5 protein-coding genes are annotated in these 3,399 nt (G+C 53.8%); all 5 read right to left on the minus strand.

From position 1 onward, the window contains the following. Positions 1 to 200 (minus strand): response regulator (locus tag B2R48_RS05595; protein WP_296998653.1); only part of this gene is annotated, 200 nt, incomplete at its 3' end. Positions 201 to 419: 219 nt separating this feature from the next. Further along, the gene (locus B2R48_RS05600; protein WP_296998655.1) at positions 420 to 1,154 is read right to left on the minus strand and encodes a MotE family protein; all 735 of its coding nucleotides are present in this window, start codon (positions 1,152 to 1,154) and stop codon (positions 420 to 422) included. A 164-nt stretch (positions 1,155 to 1,318) separates the two neighbouring features. Beyond that, the gene (locus B2R48_RS05605) at positions 1,319 to 2,017 is read right to left on the minus strand and encodes a DUF6468 domain-containing protein (protein ID WP_213474588.1); all 699 of its coding nucleotides are present in this window, start codon (positions 2,015 to 2,017) and stop codon (positions 1,319 to 1,321) included. After that, positions 2,017 to 3,171: a flagellar motor switch protein FliM gene (gene fliM / locus B2R48_RS05610; protein WP_062955475.1), complete on the minus strand. Its 1,155-nt coding sequence runs from the start codon at positions 3,169 to 3,171 to the stop codon at positions 2,017 to 2,019. Before fliM ends, B2R48_RS05605 begins: the two co-directional genes overlap by 1 nt. 42 nt (positions 3,172 to 3,213) lie before the next feature. Continuing rightward, positions 3,214 to 3,399: flagellar basal body-associated FliL family protein (locus tag B2R48_RS05615; protein ID WP_296998658.1), on the minus strand; the 186-nt coding region annotated here is incomplete at its 5' end.

Genomic DNA, 3,399 nt, shown 5'->3' on the forward strand with positions numbered 1-3,399 from the left:
AGACCGGTCATCGGCTCCATGTTCCAGTCAGAAATCACGAGACTGAAAGGAGCCTCACGCAGCTTGCGAAGCGCCATGCTACCATCGGTCGCTTCTTCAATATTCGTAAAGTTGAGCTGCCGCAGAAGGTTACGGATGATACGCAACATGGTTTTGTAATCATCCACAATCAGGATCGGCATATTCGGATCGACGGCCATTCACAACTCCATCAGCTATCTGATCTCCCACCCTTGCCTACCATACTTCCGCATAGTGGCAAGGCCCCTAATAATCGTGATGTACATATTTAATATTGGTTAATCAAGATGTTTAACCCGCTATTAAATTGTTCATCACCTTGGCTCTTTTCAAAAAATTGTCCCGTCGATCACTCTTTCCCATTCGGACCGCGTGGTCAATCCTTTGAAGCTGTGTCGCTATTGCAGCGGCAACATATTGATATCTTGCTTGTAGGCCAACTCCGAGGTCAGCGCACGCGCACGATCCGGTGTCATTTCCGAAAGAACCGCAGCTGTATTGGCTTCGCGCATACCAAGGGCGACCTGCAAAAGGATATCCATATCAAGGTCGTTCCAGATGCGCGCGGCATCTTTCGGCTTCATTTTTTCGTAAACGCTGATCAGCTTCTTGATGCGATCATCTTCCTGGGCTTCCTTGGTCTCGACCAAATCTTCGATGGCCGATTTCAGGGATTTCATTTCTTCGATCTTGGCATCAATCCGCGCTTCGGCCGCCGCAATCAGGCTTTCGCGTTCGTCAAGACGCTGTTCCTTGCGATCAAGTTCGCCGCGACGCACCGAAAGGTTCTGCAGCAGGTCGATTTCTTCTTGCGTGAAAAGTGTTGGATCGCCACCGAGCATTGGCGGGACGGCAGCATCGCCGGTAACACCGTCAATCGGTTCACCTTCCATGGTGAGTCCTTCCGGGCTGTCGAGCCCCGGGTCACCATTTTCCGGTGTGGCGGCCTGTTCTGCTGCTGGATCACCTGTGGTTTCCGGTGCCTGCGCTTGTGCGATCTGCACCATGCTCACACCCGTTTTCGTTGCTGATACCCGTGCATCGGTATCATAGGAAAACAGGTTGACCACCCGCATCGACAGCACCATCACGCCGACCAAGACGACCAACGGCAGAATACGCACACCTGACATTCACACACCCAAGCATGTCGGCACAAAGTGCCCATGCTCCTTCTCACTTGATTTCTTTCTGTTCCAATGACGTTTCCAACGGAACAGGATCCTAGCCATTAGATAAAAAGAAAACTCATAATCTCAAGCCCACAAACGACGCAAAACGCGCCGTTCGCGGCCTCTTATCGTACTGACCGGAGTGCGGCCAGCAATTCACGTTCTGCCTCAGAGCGGCCGGCGTCTTCGTCCTTGTCATAGGGATCAGAAACATCGGCCCGACTGCCCTGCAAGCCACCACGCGCAGGTTCTTCACGGTCGTAACCCTCATCAACCGGCCCGTTTGATCCGCGCTCGATCTCGCCCACCATTCTTGCAGCGAGTTCCTCTGCGCGGGTTTCAACACCGACATGGTCGCGATCATCAATCACGTCGTTGCGATCCTGGGCCCCCATCATACGACCAAGACCAGCCGTCGCACCACCGGGGGACTTTACCGTATCGCTGTTTGCCGACGATGCCGATTGCACACCTTCGCTGCCGCCTGCGTTGCGACGAACCGAGTTCACGTCACGTGCGGCCTTTTCCAAACGGTTGGCGATACTTTCACCACGATCGACCATAAAGCTGAGGTCCTCAGTGAGCGCCCCTGCCTTTTCAATGTCCTCGCGCAGCCTTTCACCAGACTGCTCGGCCATTTCCTTAAGCGCTGTGATCGAGGTTTCCGCGCGTTCGTTGGCCGCTTTGAAAGCGGTCAAAAAGTTCTGCATATCCTCGCGACTGCGCCGAAAGGCCGCCAGCTTCCGGTTCAGGATGATCGCATAAATGATCGTTGCCACCAGCAACACGATCATCACAAGATCCAGATAGAACGCGAAGTCCATCAGCTATCTTCCTCGGTTAAGCGCGCACGATCACGAACCTGAATTGCGATCCTGTCACCCTTGCGCCCCATTAATCCCTTGAACAGGGGTACATCCCCGCACCGAACCTCGACTGGCGAGGTCGGACCAGTATTAAGAACCAGTCGGTTCCCAACTTCAAGGTTGATCACATCGCCAAGGGCCATGACCTGCTCATCAAGGACTGCCAATAGATTTACATGGGTCTGCCACAGTTCGTTTGCGAGGTGGTTTTCCCAAATGGAGTCACGACCGAACTTTTCACCCATGAACATCTGAAGCAGAAGTTCACGAACCGGCTCCAGAGTTGCATATGGGATCAGAAGCTCAAGACGACCGCCGCGGTCTTCCATGTCGATGCGCAGCTTCGCGACGATGGCAGCGTTGGCATGACGGGCAATGGTGGCAAAACGCGGGTTGGTTTCAAGGCGTTCAAAACGGAAGGTTACCGGGCTTAGCGGGTCAAACGCCGCTGACAGGTCACCCAGAACCACATGGATCATGCGTTCGACAAGGTTCCGTTCAATCGTGGTGTAAGGGCGGCCTTCGATACGCATTGCCGCCGTACCACGACGCCCGCCCAGAAGAACGTCCACAATGGAATAGATCAGCGCTGAATCAACTGTCAGTAGCCCATAGTTATCCCATTCCTCTGCCTTGAAAACACCAAGCATTGCGGGCAGAGGGATCGAGTTCAGGTAATCGCCGAAACGCAAAGACAGAATGTTATCAAGCGATACTTCGACGTTATCGGATGTGAAGTTACGCAGGGAAGTCGACATCATACGCACAAGGCGGTCAAATACGACTTCAAGCATCGGAAGTCGTTCATAGGCCACCATTGAAGAGTTGATGATGGCCTGAATGCCCGACTGATCGCCCGCCCCCGAACCGTCATCAAAGCCCAGAAGACTGTCAATTTCGTCCTGGTTCAGAACGCGCGCAGATGTACCGCCACCCATGGCGTCGGCCATTTCATCATCGCCGCCGCCTTCGTCGCCGTCATCGTCACCGAGCATGGATTCCCATTCGGCGGCCATATCCTCGCCGCCGTCGTCTCCATCCTCGTCATCGCCGCCTGCCATGGCTTCCCATTCAGCGGCGAGAGCATCATCATCATCGTCTTCATCAGCCATCAGCGATTGCTTCCTGAATTTGGCATTCGGGCTGCTACAAGATTATTGTACCAGCATTTCCTTGAACAAAACGTCGTTTATTTTCGCAGGCTTGGCTGCGGCACTCACCCGGATCAGAAGTTCTTCGCGCAGCCTGAACATCCCCTCTGACCCTGAAAGGTCTTCGGGACGCAGTTCGCGAAGATAAACCTGAAAGTTGTCAACAATGCGCGGCATCATCTGTTCGAC

Source organism: Thalassospira sp. UBA848, assembly GCF_002295455.1.
GTDB lineage: Bacteria > Pseudomonadota > Alphaproteobacteria > Rhodospirillales > Thalassospiraceae > Thalassospira.